This is a genomic window from Micromonospora sp. URMC 103 (assembly GCF_051386435.1).
In the GTDB taxonomy this organism is placed as follows: domain Bacteria; phylum Actinomycetota; class Actinomycetes; order Mycobacteriales; family Micromonosporaceae; genus Micromonospora.
On record NZ_JBPQTR010000005.1, the window covers coordinates 1,093,799 to 1,110,514 of the forward strand.

Annotated in this window: 19 protein-coding genes and 1 pseudogene; 8 read left to right on the forward strand and 12 right to left on the reverse strand. The window is 76.4% G+C overall.

From position 1 onward, the window contains the following. Positions 1 to 56: 56 nt before the first annotated feature. The 5 genes and pseudogenes from ACSNOA_RS18145 to ACSNOA_RS18165 all read left to right on the forward strand — a co-directional run. Positions 57 to 422: pseudogene (locus tag ACSNOA_RS18145) on the forward strand (hypothetical protein); the annotation flags it as partial. Positions 423 to 614: 192 nt separating this feature from the next. After that, on the forward strand, positions 615 to 875 hold the full coding sequence (locus ACSNOA_RS18150; protein ID WP_088993708.1) for a hypothetical protein: 261 nt from the start codon (positions 615 to 617) through the stop codon (positions 873 to 875). A gap of 8 nt (positions 876 to 883) precedes the next feature. Further along, a complete protein-coding gene (locus ACSNOA_RS18155) occupies positions 884 to 2,002 on the forward strand; it encodes a hypothetical protein (protein WP_436659833.1) in 1,119 nt (372 codons plus the stop codon). Then, positions 1,995 to 4,679 (forward strand): FtsK/SpoIIIE domain-containing protein, encoded by a 2,685-nt coding sequence (locus ACSNOA_RS18160; protein WP_436659835.1) that lies wholly within the window; start codon positions 1,995 to 1,997, stop codon positions 4,677 to 4,679. The genes ACSNOA_RS18155 and ACSNOA_RS18160 overlap by 8 nt, the downstream gene beginning before the upstream one ends. Then, positions 4,676 to 5,341 carry a hypothetical protein gene (locus ACSNOA_RS18165; protein WP_436659837.1) on the forward strand — a complete coding sequence of 222 codons (666 nt, stop codon included), beginning with the start codon at positions 4,676 to 4,678 and terminating at the stop codon, positions 5,339 to 5,341. The genes ACSNOA_RS18160 and ACSNOA_RS18165 overlap by 4 nt, the downstream gene beginning before the upstream one ends. A gap of 87 nt (positions 5,342 to 5,428) precedes the next feature. On the opposite strand, the gene ACSNOA_RS18170 is transcribed toward ACSNOA_RS18165, so the two are convergent. Then, positions 5,429 to 6,700 (reverse strand): cupin domain-containing protein, encoded by a 1,272-nt coding sequence (locus ACSNOA_RS18170; RefSeq protein WP_436659839.1) that lies wholly within the window; start codon positions 6,698 to 6,700, stop codon positions 5,429 to 5,431. 9 nt (positions 6,701 to 6,709) lie between these two features. Then, on the reverse strand, positions 6,710 to 7,000 hold the full coding sequence (locus tag ACSNOA_RS18175) for a hypothetical protein (protein WP_436659841.1): 291 nt from the start codon (positions 6,998 to 7,000) through the stop codon (positions 6,710 to 6,712). 220 nt (positions 7,001 to 7,220) lie between these two features. Between ACSNOA_RS18175 and ACSNOA_RS18180 the strand changes: the two genes are divergently transcribed. Both ACSNOA_RS18180 and ACSNOA_RS18185 read left to right on the forward strand, forming a co-directional pair. Continuing rightward, positions 7,221 to 7,964 carry a PIG-L deacetylase family protein gene (locus ACSNOA_RS18180; protein ID WP_436659843.1) on the forward strand — a complete coding sequence of 248 codons (744 nt, stop codon included), beginning with the start codon at positions 7,221 to 7,223 and terminating at the stop codon, positions 7,962 to 7,964. 7 nt (positions 7,965 to 7,971) lie between these two features. Further along, complete coding sequence (locus ACSNOA_RS18185) at positions 7,972 to 8,718, forward strand: DUF72 domain-containing protein (protein WP_436659845.1); 747 nt, start codon at positions 7,972 to 7,974, stop codon at positions 8,716 to 8,718. A gap of 40 nt (positions 8,719 to 8,758) precedes the next feature. Here ACSNOA_RS18185 and ACSNOA_RS18190 read toward each other — a convergent pair whose 3' ends face one another. The 9 genes from ACSNOA_RS18190 to ACSNOA_RS18230 all read right to left on the reverse strand — a co-directional run bounded on the left by ACSNOA_RS18190 (position 8,759) and on the right by ACSNOA_RS18230 (position 14,676). Next, positions 8,759 to 9,187 carry a DUF2267 domain-containing protein gene (locus tag ACSNOA_RS18190; RefSeq protein WP_436659847.1) on the reverse strand — a complete coding sequence of 143 codons (429 nt, stop codon included), beginning with the start codon at positions 9,185 to 9,187 and terminating at the stop codon, positions 8,759 to 8,761. 272 nt (positions 9,188 to 9,459) lie between these two features. Next, positions 9,460 to 10,356, reverse strand: coding sequence for a DUF72 domain-containing protein (locus ACSNOA_RS18195; protein WP_436659849.1), 897 nt, complete (start codon positions 10,354 to 10,356; stop codon positions 9,460 to 9,462). 49 nt (positions 10,357 to 10,405) lie between these two features. After that, positions 10,406 to 10,804: a TraR/DksA family transcriptional regulator gene (locus tag ACSNOA_RS18200; protein ID WP_436659852.1), complete on the reverse strand. Its 399-nt coding sequence runs from the start codon at positions 10,802 to 10,804 to the stop codon at positions 10,406 to 10,408. 153 nt (positions 10,805 to 10,957) lie between these two features. Beyond that, complete coding sequence (locus ACSNOA_RS18205; protein ID WP_436659854.1) at positions 10,958 to 11,617, reverse strand: uridine kinase; 660 nt, start codon at positions 11,615 to 11,617, stop codon at positions 10,958 to 10,960. Between the two features lie 24 nt (positions 11,618 to 11,641). Beyond that, on the reverse strand, positions 11,642 to 12,247 hold the full coding sequence (locus ACSNOA_RS18210) for a winged helix-turn-helix domain-containing protein (RefSeq protein WP_436659856.1): 606 nt from the start codon (positions 12,245 to 12,247) through the stop codon (positions 11,642 to 11,644). A gap of 280 nt (positions 12,248 to 12,527) precedes the next feature. Then, the gene (locus ACSNOA_RS18215) at positions 12,528 to 13,076 is read right to left on the reverse strand and encodes a winged helix-turn-helix domain-containing protein (protein ID WP_436659858.1); all 549 of its coding nucleotides are present in this window, start codon (positions 13,074 to 13,076) and stop codon (positions 12,528 to 12,530) included. 50 nt (positions 13,077 to 13,126) lie between these two features. Further along, on the reverse strand, positions 13,127 to 13,615 hold the full coding sequence (locus ACSNOA_RS18220; protein ID WP_436659860.1) for a rhodanese-like domain-containing protein: 489 nt from the start codon (positions 13,613 to 13,615) through the stop codon (positions 13,127 to 13,129). Between the two features lie 98 nt (positions 13,616 to 13,713). After that, on the reverse strand, positions 13,714 to 14,169 hold the full coding sequence (locus ACSNOA_RS18225; RefSeq protein WP_436659862.1) for a cysteine dioxygenase: 456 nt from the start codon (positions 14,167 to 14,169) through the stop codon (positions 13,714 to 13,716). Between the two features lie 129 nt (positions 14,170 to 14,298). After that, complete coding sequence (locus tag ACSNOA_RS18230) at positions 14,299 to 14,676, reverse strand: signal peptidase I (protein WP_436659864.1); 378 nt, start codon at positions 14,674 to 14,676, stop codon at positions 14,299 to 14,301. Positions 14,677 to 14,810: 134 nt separating this feature from the next. Here ACSNOA_RS18230 and ACSNOA_RS18235 point away from each other — a divergent pair, with 134 nt between their 5' ends. Beyond that, the gene (locus ACSNOA_RS18235; RefSeq protein WP_436659866.1) at positions 14,811 to 15,761 is read left to right on the forward strand and encodes a DUF3500 domain-containing protein; all 951 of its coding nucleotides are present in this window, start codon (positions 14,811 to 14,813) and stop codon (positions 15,759 to 15,761) included. A 137-nt stretch (positions 15,762 to 15,898) separates the two neighbouring features. Here ACSNOA_RS18235 and ACSNOA_RS18240 read toward each other — a convergent pair whose 3' ends face one another. Further along, positions 15,899 to 16,657 carry a class I SAM-dependent methyltransferase gene (locus ACSNOA_RS18240; protein ID WP_436659868.1) on the reverse strand — a complete coding sequence of 253 codons (759 nt, stop codon included), beginning with the start codon at positions 16,655 to 16,657 and terminating at the stop codon, positions 15,899 to 15,901. Between the last annotated feature and the right edge of the window lie 59 nt (positions 16,658 to 16,716).

Consider the following 16,716-nt stretch of genomic DNA (forward strand, 5'->3'; position numbering starts at 1 on the left):
CGTGACAAACGCCGCGCCCCGAGCGCCGCCCGCGCCGGGGATGGCAGGGTGGGGCCATGGACGCGCCGCCCCTGCTGATCGTCGACGCCGCCAACGTGGTCGGGTCGCGACCCGACGGCTGGTGGCGGGACCGCGCCGGGGCGACCGCCCGGTTGCGGGACTCGCTGCGGTTCGTGGCCGACGCCGGGCTGCCCCAGCTGCCGCCTCCCGTCGAGGTGGTCCTCGTGGTGGAGGGCCGGGCGCGGGACGTCCCGGCCGTGCCGGGGGTCGCCGTGGTCGCGGCCCGGGGATCGGGGGACGACGCCGTGGTCGAGCTGGTCAGCGCCGCTGCGGGCCGCCGCCGGGTCGTGGTCACCGCCGACCGTGAGCTGCGCGACCGCGTGACCTCCCGGGGCGCCGAGGTGTACGGGCCGCGCTGGCTGCGCGACGCCGTGCCGGGGTCGGCGGCGGAGCCGGTGCCGGGCACTCCGGATGCCGGCGGTCCCGCCAATCGGACTCCGGGCGCTTCAGGGTGACAAGCGGTCACCGGGGCAGGAACACTGACAGGGCGGATGTTCCCCCGCCGTACGCATAGGCTCTAATGAAGGCCTCCCCGCCCCCAGGAGGTAACCCCCGTGGCGAGCGTCGCCGAGCTCAAGGCAGCCATCGACGTGGCACTGCAACAGATCGGTGACGGCCAGAGCGCCGTGCAGGCTGCCGGCGAGAAGCTCGCCGAGGCGCAGCAGACCCTGGCCGGCGCGCTGGAGGGCAGCGGGCACGAGACGGTCGAGGCGGCCCAGGCCTCGCTCACCCAGGCCAGCCAGGAGCTGGAGGAGTGCCTCGCCGCCACACTCGTGGCCGTCGAGCAGGCGCAGCTCTACGTCGCGGCCCTCTGAGATCCGCCGTGTCCATCGTCGAGGATGTCGGCGCGCAGGTCCGCGCCGCCGCGGAGGAACTCCCGCTCGGTCTCGTCACGCAGGCGCTGGAGACGTTCGGGCGGGCCAGCGAGCGGCTGCGGTGGGTACGCCAGGAGTCGGCCGACCCGATGGGGGTGCCGGAGCTCTCGGCCGCCACCGAGCACGCCGAGACCGCCGGGTACGCGCTGCGGCTCGCGCAGGAACAGCTCGCCGCGTACCTGGCCGCGATCGGGCTGGGGGCCGACGGCGCCGCGCCGGCCCGGCCACCACAGCCCGAGCCGCGGCACGACGCGCCCCGCGCGGGCGCCCCGGTCGCCGTGCCGGTCGAACCTCCCGAGCAGGTGCGCCTGCGCCGCTGGTGGTCGGTGCGGGTGGCCGAGCTGACCGGCGGCGCCGAGAGCGCCGACGAGCCGGACGAGCGCGTCGCCGACCCGACCGAGCTGCTGCGCCGCGTGGTGGGCGGGGTGCGCGCCGGCGACCGGGACCGGCTGCGCACCGAGCTGCGTCGGGCGCACGCCGACGTCGGGCTCGGGCTGGCCGCCGTGGCCCCGCCGCTGCTGCGTGACCTCGCCACCGAGTTGCTCGGGCACCCGCCGCGCGCCGACGACCTCGGCCGGCTGCGGGGGCAGCTCGACGGGCGGGTCCGGGACCTGCTGCCCGGGCTGCCGGCGCCGGTGCTGGAGACGCTGCTGACCCGGGTGTGCCGGATGCCGCCGCCCCGGCGCAGCGGCGAGCCGCCGCACGCCGCGGACTCCGCGGTGGCCGCCGGCGTGCTGACCGGCGTCCTGCTCGCCCGGCTCGGGCGGGACCTGCCCGCCGACGCGGGCCGCGCCGACGACGCGGGCCGGGTTCGCGGCGCGGGCCGGGCCGGCGACGCGGGCCAGGTTCGTGGCGCGGGCCGCGGCGACGCGGGCGACTCGCGCGCCGGCCCGCGCGACGCGGAGGCCGGTGCCCGGGCGCGCACCGGCGACCCGTCCCGGACCGGCCGGGCGACCCCGGGCGTCCCGCCCGGCCGCGCGACATCGGGGTTTGGCGCACGACCGGCGGGCGCCGGCCCCTGGCACGAGGCGCCGCGGCGCGGCGGGCTCCGGAGCAGCGATGGCTGACCGGCGCGCGCAGCTGGTCAGCCGGGTCCGGGACACGCTCGCCGACGCGCTCGGCGCGGCCCGCACCCGGTTGTCGGGCGCCCAGGCCGACCTGACCGCCGGCCGGGAGCGCCTGGCCCGGGTCCGCCGGGCCGCGTCGGCCGTGCCGGAGCGGGTCGGCGCCGAGCGGGACCGGCGGCTCGCCGAGATCGACTCCCGGCACGCCGCGCGGATCGCCGAGCTGGCCCGCCGCGCCGCCGAGGCGGCCCGGCGGGAGGCGCCCGGCGCCGCCGCGCAGGAGTGGCCGGGCTGGCGGCCCACCCCCGCCGGCCGGGGCGAACCGGTCGGCGCGCTGCGGGTCGGCGCGCTGCGGGTCGGCGCCCTGGCCGTGCCCGGCGCCGAGCCGGTGCCCGCCCTCGTGCCGCTGCTCGACGCGGGGCACGTCGAACTCGACGGCGCCGACCGGGACGGCTGCGACGCGGTGGTCGCCGCGCTGCTGCTGCGCGCTCTCGGCCGGGCCGACCCGGGCGCCGTCCGGCTCATGGGGTACGACCCCGAGCACCTCGGCGGCGGCCTGGCCGGGTTCGCCCCGCTCGGCACCGCGGGGCTGCTCACGTTCGTGGGCCCCGGCGGGCTGGGCCGCCTGCTCGACGACCTGGTGGAACAGATCCGCCGGATCAACGAGACCGTCCTGGCCGGCGAGCACGCCTCGCTGCGGGACCTCGCCGAGGCGACCGGCCGCCGGCCCGAGCCGTGGCGGGTGGCGGTGCTGCTCGGCGGCGACGAGCTGTCCCGGCACGAACGCGGCCAGCTCGACCGGGTGGTCCGCACCGGGGCGGCGTGCGGCGTGCACCTCGTGGTCCGGGGAGTTCCGCTGCCCGACGACCCGACGGTCGTCCGGGTGGTGGCCGACCCGGACGGCGCCCGCGTCGGCGGGTCGCCCGGGCTGCCCGTACGCCTCGACCCGCCGCCGCCCGCGGCGCTGGTCACCGAGACCTGCCGGGACGTGGCGGCCCGGTTCAACGCGGGTCCGCCGCCGACCCCGTTCACCGATCTGCTGCCGCCTCCCGAGCTGATGTGGCGGGAGGACTCGGCCACCGGGCTCACGGCGCCGATCGGCGAGGCCCCGTCCGGCCGTCCCGTCACGGTGACGCTCGGCGACTACCCGCCGCACGCGCTCATCGGCGGGCCGTCCGGCACCGGCAAGACCAATCTGATCTTCGCGTGGATCGGGGCGTTGGCCGCCCGCTACTCCCCCAACGAGCTGGAGTTCTATCTGCTCGACTTCAAGGAGGGCGTCTCCTTCGCCCGGTTCGCGCAGGGCCGGCGCGACCCGAGCTGGCTACCGCACATGCGGCTGGTCGGCATCAACGTGAACACCGACCGGGAGTTCGGGCTCGCGTTGCTGCGGTTCCTCGCCGAGGAGCTGCGCCGGCGGGCCGACGCGGCCAAGAAGCACGAGGTCACCAAGCTCGCCGAGCTGCGCGCCGTGGACCCGACGGGCCGCTGGCCCCGCATCGTGGCGGTGGTCGACGAGTTCCAGATGCTGCTGGCCGGGCGTGACGTGGTGGCGCGCGAGGCCGCCGACCTGCTGGAGGACCTCGCGCGGCGGGGCCGCTCGCAGGGCATCCACCTGGTGCTCGCCTCGCAGGACGTCCGCGGCATCGAGGCGCTGTGGGGCCGGCCGGCGCTCGTGGCCCAGTTCACCCTGCGCATCGCCCTGCCCAAGGCGCTGCGCATCCTGGCCGAACGCAACGACGCGGCGCAGTCGCTGCCGCGCTGGCACGCCGTCGTCAACGCCGAGTCCGGGCTGCCGGAGGGCAACGAGGTCGCTCGGATCCCCTCGGCCAGCGACTGGGAGACGTGGAGCGGGTTGCAGCACCGGCTGTGGCGGATGCGGCCGCAGGACGCCGCCCCGGCCCGGCTCTTCGACGGCGACGCGATCCCCCGGCTGGCCGACGCGCCGGACTTCCGCGCGCTGCGCCCCGGCGACGGGACGACGCGCGGCCCGGTCGCGCTGCTCGGCGAGATCATCGACGTGCAGGCCCGCTCGGCCGCGCTGCGCCTGCCCCGGGCGCCCGGGCGGAACCTCGCGGTGCTCGGCACCCGCGTCGACGAGGCGTGCGCGGTGCTGGACGCGGCCGCACGCTCATTGGCCCGGCAGCACCGCCCCGGCGCCGCGCGGTTCTCCATCGCCTGCCTCGACCCGGACGCCGACCCCGTCGCCCGCGCGCTCTACGAGGACCTCGCCGACGACGCGTCGTGGTACGACGAGGAGACCGTGCCCGAGCTGATGGCCGAGACGGCTGCGGGGCTGGCGAGCACGGGTGACCCGCACTACCTGCTGCTGTTCGCCGTGGACGCGGCGGCCGGAGCCCTGTCCGCTCGGGCCGGGGGGCGGAACGGGCTGGAGCAGCTGCGCCGGATCCTGCACGACGGGCCGGAGCGGCGTACCCACGTGCTGGCCTGGTGGCGGGGCGTGGCCCGGATGCGCGCCGACCTCGGCGGGCCGGCGGCGCGCACCGACCAGATCGGGGCGTGGGTGGCGCTGGACGCCCACGGCGGCGAGCTGGGCTCGTCCCTCTACCCGGGCACCGGCGGCCCGGACTGGTACCCGCGCCCGTGGCGGGGGCTCTTCTTCGACCGGGCGGTGCACCGCACCGGACAGGTGATCATTCCCTATGGACCGTCGCGATGAACCGACCGGTGACCAGTGAGACGTACGCGGCGCAGGTGCGCCGGCTCGCCGAGCTGAGCGCGCGGGTGCACGCCCAGCGCGCCGAGGCCCGGACCTGGTACGAGCGGCAGTGCGCGGCGGCGGACCGTGCCGTGGCCGAGGCCGAGGAGCAGGTACGGCAGGCCGAGCGGGACCTCGCGGCCGCCCGGGAACTCCAGGAGCGGGTGGACGCGGAGGCGGCGCACCTGTGGCAGCGGCTGCGTGACCGGCTCGGCGCCGGTGGACGTCGGCTGCGCGGCCCGCCGCAGCCCGCGGCCGACGTCGACGCCGACCCGGTGGTGCTGCTGGGCCGGGTGAAGGAGCTGCTGGACCGCGCCGGGCAGCCCGGCGAGCTGCCCGGCTCGGCGAACCCGCTGCTGGCGCTCTGCGGCGTGGCGGGCGCCGTCCTGGCGTACGCGCTCGGGGCGGGCGCCCGGGCGGCCGGGGTGGGCTACGGCGGGGACCTGGCCGTCGGGATGCCGGTGCTGGCGTTCATGGTGACGCTGCTCGGCCCGCTGGTCGGCCTCGTGCCGGCCAAGGTGCTGGCCGACCGGCGGCACGCCGTGCTGGGCCCGCGCCCGATCATCGTCGTGCTGGCCGCCGGGCTGGTGACCACGGCGTTGCTGCTCGCCCTGGGCCGCTGACGGCCCACGCCCACCGTCCGCGTGCGGCGGACGGTGGGCGTGGGCGGACGGTGGGCGTGGCGGGCGGTGGGCCGCGGCCCCGGCGGGTCAGGCCGGGACGACCACCGCCTCGCGGAGCAGGCGGCGCGCCAGGACGAGCCGGTCGGCGTCGTCGGGCAGGCCCGGCAGGTCACCGACCCGGGTGGCCGCCGAGGTGAGCAGCGCCCGCACCGCCGGCTCGCACGACGCGGGCAGGCCGATGGTGCGGTCGAACAGCCGCAGCGTCACCCGGTCGGCGCCGTCGGGCACGAGCTGCCAGCGCAGCCCCGCCCGCGGGCTGAGCCGGGCGTCGGCGTCCAGCGCCACGAGCGCGGCGGCCTGCGCGAGCGGCCGGATCGGCGCCGGCCGGGCCGCGGGCCAGGCGCGCTGCCGCAGCCGGGCGGCCACCGCGCCGGGGTCGACGCGCAGCAGCCAGTCGCGCAGCGCCTCGACGGTTTCGGTGAGCTCGGGCTCGATGGCGTCCGGGTCGGACACGTCGGTGCCGAACGGCAGGCTGCTGCGCAGCCGGCGGTCCTCGGCGGCCAGCGCCAGCAGCTCCTCGACCAGCGCGTACCGGGTCAGCGCGCGGATGCCGACGGTCAGGTGCAGCGAGCTGGACTCCTGCGCCTCCGCGCTGTGCAGCCACCCCCGGGGCAGGTAGAGCGCGTCGCCGGGGGCGAGCACCACGTCCAGCGCGGCGGGCCCCTGGGCGGTGGCGGCGACCTCGTCGGCACGTCCGCCCCACGGCTGCCGCTCCAGCGGGTCGGGCAGCACGGGCGGGTGGATGCGCCAGTGCTTGCGACCGTCCACCTGGAGCACGAAGACGTCGTGGGTGTCGTAGTGGGTGGCGAAACCCTGGTTGCCGGCCGGGGTGAGGTACGCGTTGACCTGCAGCGGCTGGCCGAGCGCGAGACCCAGGTCGCGGGCGAAGTCGCCGACGGCGGGCCAGGTGCGGTGCAACCCCTGCAGCACGAGGGTCGCGCCGGCCGCGTACTGCTCCAGCACCCGCTCGTCGAGGACCTGGTCGGCGATCTCCGCGCCCGCGCCGCCGCCGCCGGTCCAGCGGCCCGACGGCACGAGGTCGCCGTCCTTGGCGATGCGCAGGAAGGGCGTACGCAGACCGCGCCGGCTGAGCAGCTCGTCGGCGTCGGCCGGGCTGAACAGGTCGGTGAAGCCCGCCGGGTTGGGCAGCTCGTCGGCGCGGGACAGCAGCGGCGTCTGGCCCCAGTGCGCGGCCGCGAACTTCGCCGGCTCGACGGCCACGCAACGGGCGAGCGCCGCGGCGCTTGCGGACGTGACCGCCGGGCGGTCGATGCCGCCCGGCGGGTCGTTACGCGTCACGGTGACCCGTCAGCGGGCGCTGCCGTCGGCGCCGCCGTCCTGCTTGCCCGGCGTCGCACCGCCGTCGGCCGGGCCCTCGGCGCCACCGTCGGCGCCACCGTCCTGCTTGCCGGGGGTCGCCCCACCGTCGGCCGGGCCTTCCGCGCCCTGGTCGGCGCCGCGGTCCATGCCGCGCTCGGCGCCCTGGTCGGCGCCACCGTCGGCGCCGCCGTCACGCTGGCCCGGGGTGGCGCCGCCGTCGGCCGGCCCCTCGGCGCCCGCGGCGCCGCCGGTGGTCATGTCGTCGTCGTTGAGTGCCATCGGTGCTCCCTTGTGCCGCCCCGCCGTGCGCCGGGGTCCGTCGTGCAGCGGGTGGTACCCCATGCCCGATCTTCTAACCTCACCGTAGACGCCCCTGCCGGCGGACACCGGCGGTTCGGCGTCAGCGCCCCGGCAGGAACGGCGCCACACGGGGCGGCCCGGAGCGCGCGGAACCGGCCGGCGGTGGCAGGATGGGGCGGACGGCGAGCAGGAGGTGCCGATGACCGAGCCGACCGCGCTCGAACCGGTGACGGAGGACTGGCAGCGCGCCCTCGCCGTGGTGGCCCACCCCGACGACCTGGAGTTCGGCGCCGCGGCCGCGGTGGCGCGGTGGACGGGGCAGGGCAAGCAGGTCGTCTACTGCCTCGTCACCAGCGGCGAGGCCGGCATCGACGCGATGCCGCCGCAGCAGGCCCGCGAGGTCCGCGAGCAGGAGCAGCGCGCGTCCGCCGCGCTCGTGGGGGTCGACACCGTCGAGTTCCTCCGGCTGCCCGACGGCATCCTGGAGTACGGGGTGCCGCTGCGCCGCGCGATCACCGAGGTGGTGCGCCGGCACCGCCCCGAGATCGTCATCACCAACAACTTCCGGGAGACCTGGGACGGCGCGTACACGCTCAACCAGGCCGACCACATCGCCACCGGGCAGGCCACGCTGGACGCGGTGCGCGACGCGGGCAACCGGTGGATCTTCCCGGAGCAGTTGACCGGGGACGTCGAGCGGTGGGCCGGCGTACGCCAGGTGTGGGCGGCGTCCTCGCCCCGGGCGGCGCACGGGGTCGACGTGACCGCGACCTTCGACCGCGGGGTGGCCTCGCTGCGGGCGCACGAGGCGTACCTGACCGGCCTGGGTGACGGGGGTTTCGACGCCGAGGAGTTCCTGGAGGGGCTCGCGCGGCCGGCGGGCACCCGGCTCGGTGTCCGCTACGGCGTCGGGTTCGAGGTGTTCCCCTTCGACCTCTGGTGACCGGCTCATGATCCTGGTCGGCACCTCCGGTTGGCAGTACCGCGACTGGCGGGGCCCGTTCTACCCGCGCGCGCTGCCGCAGCGGTTGTGGCTGGAGCACTTCGCGGAGCGGTTCGCCACGGTGGAGGTGAACAACGCGTTCTACCGGCTGCCCGAACGGGCGACGTTCGCGGCGTGGCGGGCCCGCACGCCGGACGACTTCTGCGTGGCCGTGAAGATGAGCCGCTACCTCACGCACATCAAGCGGCTGCGAGACCCGGCCGAGCCGGTGTCGCGCTTCCTCGACCGGGCCACGGCGCTCGGCGACCGGCTGGGGCCGGTGCTCGTGCAGCTGCCACCCAACCTACCGGCGGATCCGGCGGCGCTCGACGCCACGTTGCGGCTGTTCCCCGCCGAGGTGCGGGTCGCCGTCGAGCCGCGTCACCCGTCCTGGTGGACGGCCACCACCCGGGCCGTGCTGGAGCGGCGGCGGGCGGCGCTGGTCTGGGCCGACCGGCGGGGCCGGCCCGTCGCGCCGCTGTGGCGCACCACGGACTTCGGCTACCTGCGCCTGCACGAGGGGCGGGCCCGGCCGCATCCGCGCTACGGCCGCGCGGCGCTCGCCTCCTGGGTACGCCGGATCGCCGACACGTTCGGCGACGCGCCGGCGTACGTGTACTTCAACAACGACCCGGGCGGCGCGGCCGTCGTGGACGCGGTCGCCTTCGCCGGCCTCGCGGAGCGTGCCGGGCTGCGGGCGAGCCGCGTGCCGTGAACCGCGGGGCCCGCCCCGGGCGGGGCGGGCCGACGTCAGCTCACGGCATCATCCGGGCCAGGTCCCGGGGCATGGTGTCCTTGACGTCCTCCCACTCGCCCTGGGTGATGTGCCGGCGCAGGGTGTCGAGCACGACCTGCACCACGCGCTCGGGGCCGCCCTCCACGTCGTACGGGAAGCCCTGCCGGACCTCGTAGAGGAAGTCGTCCCGCTTCAGCTTGATCGGCACGTCGGACGGGTTCCACCCGTCGAAGTAGACGCCACGCACCACGGTCGGCAGCTGCTGGGCGAACTCGACGCTCTCCTGCACCGGCATCCGGTCACGCAGCAGGTGCAGCACCGTCCGCAGCGCGGCGTACGACTGGTTGCGCTGCTGCTTGGGCCAGCCGTAGGCGTTCTCGATGTCCTTCAGGATCAGGTTCGTCTTGTCGATCGAGGACTCGATCGCCGAAATGAACTGCTCAGCCATCTTCCCACCCCCGTTCCTCGGTTACCCAGCCCCGGTCGTCGTCGCGGGGCGGTGGCCCCACCGGGCCGGGCCGCGCCCGGACCGGGCTGCGTCGGCCGGCCCGCGGGCCCGGACGGGCCCTCCCGGACGCGCCGACCACGTGCAGGACGGCACCCCTGCGGGGATCCGTCACCACCCGAGCCGTCATTCCCGGTCACCTCCTCGTGGTACGCCGGCCGCGTCGACGGGCCGCACGCACCTTCCACCCTGGCGGAGCGGCGGGTGAGCCGGCCTCACCCGGGCGGGATGAGGTCGCCTGAGTCCGCGTCGAGCAGCCGGGTGAGAGTCGCCGCGTTGGTCTGGGCGTAGTCGCGGTAGCAGTTGTTCATGAGGACGTGCGTCTGCCGGGCCTCGTCGGCCAGCTCCCGCAGCTTCGGCGCCCACTCCCGCAGCTCCTTGTCCGAGTAGCGGTAGCCGAACTTCTCGTGGATGTCGGTGCTCGTCCACTTGTCGCTGTGGCCGTGGAAGCGCACCACCGCGAGGTCCCCCGTCGCGGCCAGCACGGGCGGCACCGAGGAGCGGTGGCCCTGCGGCATGTCCACGCTGACGTACGGAAGCCGGTGCGTGCGCAGGAACGCGAGCGTCTCGTCGCGGTTCGCACCGTCGAACCAGGAGGCGTGCCGGAACTCGTACACCGGTTGCAGCGGGGCGCAGCGCTTCGCGACCTCCAGCAGGTACTGCTTGTTGTCCCGCTTGATGGTGAACCAGGGCGGGAACTGGAACAGCAGCGCACCGAGCTTGCCCGCCTCGACCAGTGGGTCGAGCGCGGAGAGGAAGCGCGTCCACACCTCCTCGTACGCCTGCGGGGCCAGGTCGTCCGGGTAGACGTTGCGCTTGTCCGTCTCCGGCCGCAGGTCCTTGTAGAGGGCGCTCACCCGGGTCGGATGCCCGGTGAGCATGCTGAACGCCTTGACGTTGAAGGTGAAGCCGGCCGGGGTGCGCTCGGCCCACAGCCGGGCGGTCCGCTCGGCCGGCGGCGAGTAGTAGGTGGCGTCCACCTCGACGAGGGGGAACTGCCGCGCGTAGTACGCGAGCCGCTTCTCCGGCGTGTCCGCCGTCTGCGGATACCACCCCGAGTCCAGCAGCGTCCGGTCGGTCCAGGACGCGGTGCCCACCAAGATGTCACCCATCAGTGGAGTCCACCGCGTTCCGGACCGACCGGCAACCGTGCGGGGTCCGTCAGGCCGCCCGGCGCTCCCGCGTCTGCTTGCAGGACACGCAGGTCGTGGCCGACGGGAAGATCTCCAGCCGCTCGACCGGGATCGGCGACGAGCAGCCCTCGCAGTAGCCGTAGGTGCCCTCGGCGAGGCGGGTGAGCGCGTGCTCGTACTGGGCGCGGCGGTCGAGGATGGTCCGCAGCAGCGACTGCGCGGTGTCCCGCTCGGCGGTCTTGGTGCCGCTGTCGGCCTGGTCGTCGCCGGCGGTGTCGCCGACCTCGACCAGCCGCAGCACCTGGCTCTGCAGCACCGCCTGGTCGTACTCCGCGGACAGCTCGTCGTAGCGCGCCTGGAGGGACTGCCGGATCTGGTCGATCTCCGCCTGCGAGCGGCTCGTGCCTACCGTGTCGTGGACGAGCATGGCTGCCTGCCTTTCCTGGCATCTGGTCAACCGGGCGCCCGGTGCGCGGTGGCTCCGGTCACGGTCGCGTCGGGTGCACGGGCGATCACCCGTGCTCTGTGAGCCGGGCGAATACCCGCCCGATCCGACGATCAAACCGGGGATTTGCGGTACTCAGCGGGGCATCGGGGACTCCACGACGGCGGGGTGCCGAGGGTCGTCGAAGCGGACCACGACGTCGGCGAACGACGCGGGCGCGACCTCGGTGTCGTAGCGGTCGAAGGCGGGCAGCGTCCACGCCTGCCCCGGGTCGGTCCGCCGCCGCAGCGCGCCCGGGGAGAGGGCCAGGTGGACGGTGATGTCGAAGGGCAGCGCCCCGCCGAGCAGCAGCGGGCCGCTCACGAGCACCACGCCGCCCGGCGGCAGCTCGACGTACGCGGCCCGGCTTGCCCGGTCGGCCACGGCGTCCCAGAGGGAGGGCAGCAGCCGCCCCGAGCCACCCGGGCCGGCGGGGTCGAGCACCTCGCGACGCAGCCCCGCCTCGTCGACCCAGCCCTCGTAGTAGGCGTCCGGGTTGGTGCGGCCCTGTTCGAGGCGGACCGAGGCGGGGCGGAGGAAATCCTCGGCGCGCACGTGCAGCGCCGGGCGGCCCCGCTCGTGCAGCGGGTCGATCAGGGCGGCGGCCAGGTCGTCGGGACGGGCGGCGGCGGGCCCGTCCACGCCGACGCGCAGGCGGCCCGGGGGCGTGCCGGCGTCGACGCGGGCGGCGTGCTCGACGAGTCGGTCGGTCAGCTCGGTGACGAGCCGTTCGGGCGAGATGGGTCGGACGCGCACCCGACCATCCTGCCCCGGCGCCGGTCAGCCGCTGCGGTCGACGGTCACCCGGGCGTCGTCGGCGAGCCGGTAACCGACCCCGTAGACGGTGGTGACCAGCGGGACGTCGACGCCCACCTTGCCGCGCAGCCGCCGCACGTGCACGTCGACGGTGCGGACGCCGGCGTGCTCGTAGCCCCACACGGCGTTGAGCAGTTGCAGCCGGGTGAACACCCGGCGCGGGTGGGCCACCAGGTGCAGCAGGAGGTCGAACTCGAGCCGGGTCAACGGCAGCGGCTCCCCGTCGCGCAGCACCGACCGGGAGGACGCGAGGATGTGCAGGCTCGGGAGGGTGGAGGCGAGTGGCCGGGACGGGGCCCGGCCCGCCGGCACCTCGGCGCGCCGCTCGGTCGCGGCGGGCACCCCGGAGACCGTCCCCTCGCCGCGTTCGATCAGCTCGCGCGCCGCCTCTAGCAGCCGGCGGGCCGGCGGGGTGAGCGACTCCTCGCAGGCCAGCGGGATGGACAGGGTGACGGTGAGCACCGGCGCGGACGTGCTCGCCGGACGGCGCTGGCCCCCGGGGGGTCGACCGGGAACCGCGGGTTGGGACGTATGCCATCCGGCGCGCGACGAGGCGGGGCTGACCGACATGGTCCTCCTTGGCTGGTCCGGGTATCTCCCCACGGCCCGGGACGCCGCTTCATCGATGCTTCCCGGCGCCCGTGCGAGGGTCAAGAGGCGGCTGCGTTGCATGAATGTGACAATTGACGAACACATCGGAGCCGGATGCTCGCTCTGCGTACGAGGTCTGATGATTACAGCAGAGCCGCCGAGATGACCCGATACGGGGGGTGCCCTCCCGGTTCACGTTCCGCGCCGGGCGGCGCACCCGCCCACCACAGTGGCGGGTGCGCCCGGCGGGACACCGCCCTCAGTGGTCCCGGTCGATGGTGATCCGGGCGTCGTCGGCGAGCCGGTAGCCGACGCCGTACACGGTGGTCACGAGCGGTGTGCCGGCGCCGAACTTCGCGCGCAGCCGGCGGACGTGCACGTCGACGGTGCGGGCCAGCGCGTGTTCGTAGCCCCACACGTCGGCCAGCAGGCGCGGGCGCGTGAACACCCGCCGGGGCCGCTCGGCCAGGTACAGCAGCAGGTCGTACTCGATGCGGGTGAGCTGCACGACGCGGCCCGCGTGGCGTACGACGCGGGTGCCGGCCAGGATGCGGACCTCGTCGGGCCCCGCGGCGGGCGGGGCCGGGACCGGCCGGGGCGCCGCCGGCGGGGGCGCGGCGGCGCGCAGCCGGCCCTCACCGGACTCGGCGAGTTCGCCGATGAGGTCGAGCAGTCGCGCGAGCCGGGGTGTGAGGGGCCCGGGCTGGAGTTCGACGGTGAGGGTGAGGGTCGCCGCGGTGCGGACCGGCCCGGGCCGGTCGGCGCGGGTCGCGGGGCGGGGCCGGGGAGAGATGGCGACGACGGACATGGTGCCTCCTGGTACGGCGTGCGTCCGCCGCGCGCGGTGGAGCGCGGCGGTCAGTGGAGCGCCCGGGCGGCGGTGACCGGGGGCGGGAACGGCGACGGGGGCAGCGGGGTCGGGCCGAGCGCGGGCAGGCCGGTGATCCGCCAGGCGGCGAAGCCGCCGACGACGTCGGTGGCCCGCCAGAGCCCGAGGTCCTGGAGGGAGGCGGCGGCCAGCGAGGAGGTGTAGCCCTCCTGGCAGAGGATCACCACCGGCAGGTCGTAGCCGCCGGCCTGGGGCAGCCGGGAGGGGCAGCGGGGGTCGAACCGCCACTCGAGGACGTTGCGCTCGACGGCGAGCGCTCCCGGGACGGTGCCGTGCGCGGCCCGCTGGGCTGCCGGCCGGATGTCGACCAGCAGCGCGCCGCCCCGGTACGCGAGGTGTGCGCGCTCCGGGTCCAGCCGGTCGAGCCGGGCCCGGGCGGTGGCCAGGATCTCGTCGACGCCGCGAGAACCCGGCGGCGGTGTCGGGTCCGGACAGCGGGTGGCACGGGACGGGCGCATGGGGGTTCCTTCCGGTGTCGGGAGCGGGGACGGGGGGCGGGCGGGTCGTCGCGGGCGCCGGGGTCGAACGGCCGCGGGCGGGTGCCGCGGCGCGGTGGTCACCAGGCGACGCCGGCTTCCGCCACGTCGGCGACCCGCAGCCGGCCACCGCCCAGGTGGTAGCGGGTCATCCGGCGCAGCGCCGGCCGGTAGACGTGCACGCTGACGGCTGGCGCGTCGTCGCGGTTGGCCACGAGATGCACGTGCCGCGCGCCGAAGCGCCGGCCGGAACCGGCGGGGAGCCGACGGGGGCGCAGCCGCGCGCCGCTGACCGTCTCCTCGGTGAGGATGCCGGCGACCACGAGGAACGCGCCCGCCGAGCCGCCGTGGTCGTGCAGGTCCGTGCCCTGCCCCGGCAGCCAGCTCAGCGCCCAGACCTCGTGGTCGACACCGGTCGCGAGCCGGGCGTACCAGCGGGTGACGGGGTCGAAGCGCAGGGGCGCCGGCCAGCCGGCCGGGTCCGCCGCCCAGGGCGCGGCGAGGGCGAGCAGGTCGGGCTCGGTGCGGTGGCTCATGGCGTCCTCACGGGTCGGAGACGCCTCCAGATTAGTCTGCAAACCCTATTGGTTTAGTAGGCATTCCGGATGCTGGGACGTGGTGTCCGCCACCACCCCTGGCGGCCGGTCGGGGCGGGTCAGCACCGGTCAGCGGACGACGGGAGGTCCCACCCGGTAGCCCGGCACCGACGGCCAGCGGACGGTCAGCACCACGGACTCCCGCTCGGCGTACCAGGAGTGGTCCACGCCGCGACCCCACACCACATAGTCGCCGGGCGCGCCGAGCACCACGGTCCGGTCCGGCAGCTCGACCCGGAACCGGCCGCTCACCAGCACCAGCAGGGCCGTCCGGCGCTCACCGGTCGCCCACGCCGAACGCGCCTCCCCCGCCGGATGCACACCCCACTTGACCTCGACGTCGGCGCTGTGACGCACCTCGCCCGGCGGCATGAAGTACCCGAGCAGCCAACCCGCGTTGGTCGCCCCGTCGACCCCCGCGTTGCCCACGTACACCAACTCGTCCATGGCCCTCCCCGACGCGCGCCGCAGACCGTACCAACCCCGCCCGGCCGACCTGCGGGGGACGGGCGGTCGCCGGTCCGCCCCCACATCCGGGGTGATCCCCCGCGGGGCCCGGGCCGGGCCGGTATACAGGGGCGGTGATGGATCCCCTGCCCGAACAGATGCGCGCGGCCGGGGCCGCGTTGCTCGCCGCACTGGACGAGCCGGCGCGCGCCCGCGCGGCGTACCGCTTCGACGACACCGCGGCGCGGCGCTGGCTGGAGTACCGGCCCCGGCCACGGCCCGGTGTCTGCCTCGACGACCTGGACCGGGCCGGCCGCAAGGCCGCGCACCGGCTGCTGGCCACCGCGCTCAGCCCGGCCGCGTACGCGCAGGCCATGGCGATCGTCGCGCTCGAGGAGGTGCTGGACCGGGCCGAGGGCTGGCGCCAGGGCCGGCACAGCGGCGACTACTGGGTGGCCGTCTTCGGCGACCCGGAACGCGACGACCGGTGGGGCTGGCGGCTGGAGGGGCACCACCTGTCGGTCAGCATGACCGTGGCCGACGACCGGGTCTCCCCCGCCCCGATCTTCTTCGGCGCCAACCCCGCCACCGTCCGGCACGCGGGCCACCCCGTCTCGCGGCCCCTCGGTGTCGAGGAGGACCTGGCCCGCGCGCTGCTCGACGCCATGGGTCCGGCCGCGCGCGCCGCGGCGATCATCGCGGACGAGGCGCCGGGAGACATCGTGAGCGCCACCCGTCCCCGCGTCCCCGGCCCGCTGGAGCCGCTCGGCGTACCGGCGGACCGGCTCGGGCCGACCGGCCGGGCGCTGCTGAACCAGCTCGTCGCGGTCTACCTGGACCGGCTCCCGCCCGAGCTGGCCCTCCGGGAGGCCGACCGCCTCGACGGCCGCGAACTGCACTTCGCGTGGGCCGGTCCGACCCGCCCGGGGCAGCGGCACTACTACCGCGTCCAGGGCGACGACCTGCTCCTCGAGTACGACAACACCGCCGACGACGGCAACCACGTGCACACCGTGCTGCGCCGGCCCGCCAGCGACTTCGGCGACGACGTCCTCGCCGCCCACCACAAAGAGGCACCCCACTGACAGCACCGGCCCCCGGCCCGGCCCCGGCCCAGCCCAGCCCGGCCCAGCCCGGGTGATCATGAAGTTATCGTCACGACACGCCGTGTGAAGAGGCAACAACTTCATGATCACCGGGAGGGGCCGGGCGGGGCGGCGGATCAGGGGTGGCGGGCTTCGATCAGGAAACGGCGGGCGTGGGCCACGAACGCGCCCTCGGCCCGGATCCGCAGGTGCAGGGCGTACAGCTCGCGGCGGAACCGGTCCACCGTGAAACCGGGGACCGTCCACACGACCTTGCGCAGGAACCAGACGACCGCCGCGATGTCGTGGAAGACCGTCCGCAGCGTCGCCTCCCGCAGGTCCACCACGGTGAGCCCGGCGTCCCGCGCGGCGGCGACCGCCTGGTCCGCGTGACGCCGGGTCGGTGCCGGTAGCGGCCCGAGGACGGCCTCGCTCAGCTCCCGTACGGTGCCCGCCCCGATCTGCTGGGACAGGAACGTCCCGCCGGGCCGCAGGACCCGGGCCGTCTCCGGCCAGTCGGTGCGCACGGGGTGGCGGCTCACCACGAGGTCGAAGCTCGCGTCCCGGAAGGGCAGCGGCGCGTCCGGGGTGACCGCCACCACCGTGGCGCCGAGCGGGCGCAGCGTGCGCCGGGCGACCGCCACGTTCGGCGGCCAGCCCTCGGTGGCCACCAGCAGGCGGGGCGGGCGGGGCACCTCGGCGAGGACCTCGCCGCCGCCGGTGTCCACGTCCAGCGCCGCGTCGGCGTGCGCCATCCGCGCGGCGACGAGCCGCGCGTACCCCCAGGGCGGGCGCTCCTCGGTGGCCCGGCCGGACAGCCAGTCGAACGCCCAGCCCTCGACGGGCGCGGCGGCGCCCTCGGCGATCAGGTCCGCGAAATCGGCGTCGGTCTGCATGGAAGTGAGGCTGCCGGCGGCGGCCGCGGCCGGCAAACGGATTTGGCGGCCGGACCGAC